This window comes from Bradyrhizobium sp., assembly GCF_049581145.1.
Lineage (GTDB): Bacteria > Pseudomonadota > Alphaproteobacteria > Rhizobiales > Xanthobacteraceae > Bradyrhizobium.
The window spans coordinates 1-5,193 of the sequence record NZ_JBAURI010000417.1 but is presented as its reverse complement, the minus strand read 5'-3'; the positions used below and the strand labels follow the sequence as shown (position 1 = coordinate 5,193).

The 5,193-nt window shown below is 64.3% G+C and carries 3 protein-coding genes and 1 pseudogene; 2 read left to right on the top strand and 2 right to left on the bottom strand.

The features are described 5' to 3' along the window. Positions 1–212: 212 nt before the first annotated feature. Positions 213–749, bottom strand: coding sequence for a peroxiredoxin (locus WCB02_RS13555; RefSeq protein ID WP_423958734.1), 537 nt, complete (start codon positions 747–749; stop codon positions 213–215). A 4-nt stretch (positions 750–753) separates the two neighbouring features. On the opposite strand from WCB02_RS13555, the gene WCB02_RS13550 reads away from it, so the two are divergent. Both WCB02_RS13550 and WCB02_RS13545 read left to right on the top strand, forming a co-directional pair. Then, the gene (locus tag WCB02_RS13550; RefSeq protein ID WP_423958733.1) at positions 754–1,092 is read left to right on the top strand and encodes a hypothetical protein; all 339 of its coding nucleotides are present in this window, start codon (positions 754–756) and stop codon (positions 1,090–1,092) included. Next, positions 1,089–4,922, top strand: a complete 3,834-nt coding sequence (locus tag WCB02_RS13545; RefSeq protein WP_423958732.1) for a DUF3971 domain-containing protein — start codon at positions 1,089–1,091, stop codon at positions 4,920–4,922. Before WCB02_RS13550 ends, WCB02_RS13545 begins: the two co-directional genes overlap by 4 nt. 44 nt (positions 4,923–4,966) lie before the next feature. Here WCB02_RS13545 and WCB02_RS13540 read toward each other — a convergent pair. Next, positions 4,967–5,193: pseudogene (locus WCB02_RS13540) on the bottom strand (MFS transporter); the annotation flags it as partial.

The window sequence follows — 5,193 nt, the reverse complement described above, 5'->3', positions numbered from 1 at the left end:
GGGCGTGGTGCTGGGGGTACTCGTTGTAATTGTGACCAGAACGGTACGACATCGGCACTCCCGTGCCGGCCGGAGCCAAGTTCCGTACGGCTGATTTTGCGGGAGCGATTTGACCCGGGCATAGTTAATTTTCCGGAAATGCGACGGCTTGCAGCACGACCCGGAAGGTTGGTTGCCGCCTCGCCAAAAAACATGCGCAGGCCTGATGCCGGCTACGGCGCCCGTGCGGCCTCCAGTACCGCCTCGGCGTGGCCGTCGACCTTGACCTTGCGCCAGATCCTGGCGATCCGGCCATCCGCGCCGATCAGGATCGTGGTGCGAAGAATCCCCTGGAATATCTTGCCATACATGGATTTTTCGCCCCAGGCGCCGTAGGCTTCGAGCATCGTGTGTTGCGGATCGGAGAGCAGAGGAATCGAGAGCTTATGATCGTCGCGAAAACGGTCCTGCGCCTTCACGGAGTCGCCCGAGACGCCCAGGACCTCCGTTCCAGCGGCGGCAAAATCGGCCGACAGTCGCGAGAAATCGATCGCTTCCCGGGTGCAACCGGGGGTATTCGCGCGGGGATAAAAGAACAGCACCAGTTTCTTGCCGGCGAAATCGGACAGCGCGATCTCGCCGCCGCCGTCGCGTGGCAGCCGGAACTCCGGCGCCTTGGCACCCTCCTTGATCCCCGCCGCCAAAGCCGACGGCGTCCCCACACGGGAACTCTTGCCCGTGGCGCCCTTGGCTGCCGCCGTCGACTGCACCGCGGTGTCAGAAGCTGTTAACCGTTTTGATGCGGCGGTATGCGATGGTTCAGAGGTTGCCTTCTTGGCTGATTTGCTCGCGGCTGCGCGGCTTGTTTTCGCAGCCGCTTTTGCCCGGACCGGCCGGCGCGGCGCGGCTTTGGAGGAATTGTTGCGCGATTTCGTGGACATACGCCTTCCTTTCGTCGCTTTCGGCGGATCAATCATCAGGCTCCTGCGGTCTTGTCCGGCGAACCGGAATCGACCCGGCGGCTGTGCAAGTCTGGTAGCCCCGGAGTATGGTTACAAGGAATTCGACGCACCGCCTGTCCCCTCGTTGAAAGAGTTCATTCGCGCCAGATGACGAGCGACAGGACGAATCGAGGATTGGCCGCAACGCCGCCGGGGGAGCGCTCTTCGCCGGTCGACAGGCAAGCCGTTGGCAACGGTCAATCCCGTAGCGAGCGCCAGCACCGAGAGGCAATGGCAAGAAAATCGCCACCCAAACCGCCGCCGCCCCAGGAAGCTGGGCGTGGACCGGAGCGTCAAGGTGCGGGGCGTCCGCCCAATCCGTCCGCCTCCGCCCGATCCGCCACCGAGTGGCATGAGGCGAACTGGGATCCGGAGCATGAAGAGGCCGCGGGCCATCATGCGCGCCGGTTGCTGTCGCGATCCAATTCCGTCCTGCGTCGCGTCGGCGACGGCTTTGTCGCGTCCCGGCGACGGCTTGCAGGGGGACGCTGGGTCAGGCGCCTGGCCATCGTCATCGCGGCCTTGGTGGTGATCTTCGCCGGCAGTTTCGGCGCCCTGTGGCTGCGGCTCGGCGCCGGCCCGATCAATCTCGACATGGCCACGCCCTGGCTTGCCGGCGCGATCGAGCAGAATATTGGGCACGGCAACACCGTCGAGGTCGGCGGCACGCAGATCGAGCGGGTCGGGCGCATTCGCGTCGCCGTTCGCCTCCGGGACATCGTCGTCCGCGACCACGACCGGGCGATCGTCGCCAGCGCGCCAAAAGCAGAGGTCAGGTTTTCCGGCGCGGCGCTGCTGATGGGGCAGCTGCGCGCCGAGAGCCTCAACCTCGTCGACGCCGAGCTCAAGGTCCGCATTACCCCGGACGGCTATGTGACGGTCTCGACCGGCGATACCACCAAGCCGCTGGCGACCGGCGTGACGTCGAAGCGACTGGCCGGCGTGACGCCATCGGGGCCGGACCAGCCCGCAGCCACCGCGCCGGCCAGTCCCGCGCCCGCCATGCCGGTGCCAGGCGCGCCAAACGGGACGAGTGCTGCGCCGGCAAAGGCCGATTCGACGACCAGTGGACTGCTCGCGGGGCTTGACTGGCTCGACAGTCTCAGCCTGACCGGCCTGGACGGTCAAAACCTCAATGAAATCGGTTTGAAGAACGGGAACCTGATCGTTGACGATCAGCAGCGCGGCAACAAATGGAATTTCGAGAACATCAGCCTCAGCCTGCGCCGTCCGGCCGCGGGCGGGGTGGCGCTGAGCCTCGGCGAAGAGGGAAGCCGCCCATGGTCGTTGCGCGTCGCGGTCGGCGCTCCCGCGGACGGCGTCCGTTCGGTCGATGTTCGTATCAACAACGTCTCGACGAGTAACATCCTTTTGGCCCTGCGACTAAAGGATCTGACCTATAGCGCCGATCTGCCGTTGAACGGCGAGCTGAAGGGTGAAATCGGCCGAGACGGCGTGCCGACCTATTTCAAGGGCAAGATCGTGGTTGGTGCGGGAACCATCATCGACAGCGATACACCCGACTATCCGATGGCCATCGATTCGGCGGAAATGAGCCTGGAATGGGATGCCGGGCGGCGGGTGCTGGTGGCGCCTTTCAAGATCATCTCCGGCCAGAACCGGATCACATTGCTCGCGCATCTGGAGCCGCCCAATGGCAGCGAGAATGACTGGCAGCTCGGTTTTTCCGGCGGCACGATCGTGCTTGCCGGCATCGACAGCGAACCGCCCTTGATTCTCAACCGTATCGCGATCGGCTTCCGCTTCGATACCGACAGAAAGCAGGTGCTGCTTACCCAGGCCGACATCAGCAATGGCGAGATCGGGATCGCCGGCACCGGCAGCATCGACTATTCCGGCGAACCCCAGCTGAAGCTCGGTTTTGCCGGGACCCCGATGTCGGCCTCCGCGATGAAGCGGTTATGGCCCGTCCTGATCGCGCCGGAGGTGCGCGAATGGGTGATCGAGCGTATCGAGCGTGGCTCGCTGCAGCGGCTTGAAGTCGGCGTCAACTCACCCATCAAGGACCTGCCGCGCAAGGGGCCGCCGATTCCGGACGACGGGCTTTCCGTTAATATCGTGGCGAGCGGCGTCACGGTGCATCCCGTCGATGGATTGCCCTCGGTGCACGATGCCGATTTGAAAGCACACGTCACCGGCCGCACCGCGACCGTGACGATCGGGCAGGCGACGGCCGACACCCCAGCGGGCCGCAAGCTCAATATTTCGGATTTCGTTTTCGAGGTGCCGGATACCCATCCGAAGCCGCCGGCTGCGCGGGTCAGGCTGAAGGCCGACGGTCCGGTGGCGGCGGCGGCTGAAATCCTTTCCTCCGATCGTCTGAGCGATCTGTCTTCGGTGCCGATCGATCCGAACGCGAGCAAGGGAACGTTTTCCGCGACCATCAATCTCGGCATGCCGGTCAAGGGCGAGCTGACGAAGGCGGATACGACCTACGCCGTGCAGGCCGACCTCAACGGATTTGCCGCCGACAAACTGGTGATGAACCAGAAGCTCGAAGCCAATTCGCTGAAGCTCGTCGCCAACAACCAGGGCTATGGGGTCAAGGGCGACGTGAAGATCAATGGGCAGCCGGCGACGCTGGATTATCACAAGCCGGCCGATGGCGACGCCGACATCAAGATGCAGGCGGCGCTCGATGACGCGGCCCGCACCCGGCTCGGGCTCGATCTCGGACCGGCGGTCAGCGGCACGATCCCGCTCAAGGTGGTCGGCAAGATCAGCAGCGGCGATCACGACAGTCGCGTCGGCATCGAGGCCGACCTGACCGCCTTGAAGCTCGACAATATCCTGCCGGGCTGGGTCAAGCTGCCCGGCAAGTCGAGCCGTGCCGTGTTCAACCTGGTGCCCAAGGCGCAATCGACCCGCTTCGAGGACATCGTCATCGACGGCGGCGGCGTCGCGATCAAGGGATCGCTGGAAGTCGATCAGAATGGTGATCTGATCAACGCCGCCTTCCCGACCTATTCGCCGTCCGAAGGCGACAAGGCGTCGCTCAAGGCCGAGCGCGGCCCGGACGGCGTCATCAAGGTGACCATGCGCGGGGACGTGTTCGACGGCCGCAGCTTTCTGAAATCGGCGATCTCGGGCAAGGACAAGGAGCCCGACAAGAGCAAGACCAAGAACCCCGACATCGACGTCGATCTCAAGCTTGGCGCGGTGGCGGGCTTCAACGGCGAGGCGGTGCGCAGCGTCGATCTGAAGTTTTCCAGGCGCGCCGGGGTGATCAAGAGCTTCAACCTCGCCGGCAAGCTTGGGCGCGATACCGCCGTCACCGCTGATTTGAGTACGCCGGCGCGCGGCGGGCGCGAGGTCATCCTTCTCGAAACCGCCGATGCCGGCGCATTCCTCCGCTTCACCGATACCTATTCCAAGCTGATGGGCGGCCAGCTCACGCTGGCGATGGAGCCGCCGACCGTCGAGCCCAGCGCCAAGGAGGGACAGATCGATATCCGCGATTTCTCCGTCAAGGGCGAGGCGGCGCTGGATCGCGCCGCCGCCGGCGGCCCGGCCGGTGCTCCGAACGGCATCGCGTTCTCGGCGCTCGAAGCCAAGTTTACCCGACAAACGGGGCAGCTGACGATCAGGGACGGCGTCGTCAAGGGACCGACCATCGGGCTTACGATCGAAGGCAACATCGACCACAACGCCAACCTGGTGCGCATGAGCGGCACCATCGTTCCGCTCTACGGCCTGAACAACATGTTCGGCCAGATCCCATTCTTCGGGATCTTCCTCGGCGGCGGCAGCAATGAGGGACTGTTCGGCGTGACCTATGAGGTCGTCGGTACGCCCAGCCAGCCGGTGGTGAAATTCAATCCGATTTCGGCGATTCTGCCGGGCGTGACGCGGAAGATCATGGATTTCAACACCGGGAAGCAGAACAACTCGGTCGATTTTCAACCGAACAACAACAACTGACGACCTGGTATTGCCGCGATCTTCCGGGGATCGAAGCGCCGCGGTCAGTTCCGCAGCGCCGGCACCACCAGGAAGGGAATCATGCCAAGGACCACGCTGATCAGTGCGAACAGGATCAGCGGATTGTAGGCGTGGCTGAGATCGTGGATCAGGCCGCCGGCCCAGGAGCCGAACGCCGATCCCAGTCCGCTGCCGATCGAGATGGTGCCGTAGATCGTGCCGAGCCGCTTGCCGCGAAAGATCTTCATCGCGGTGGCCGACAACAGCGGTC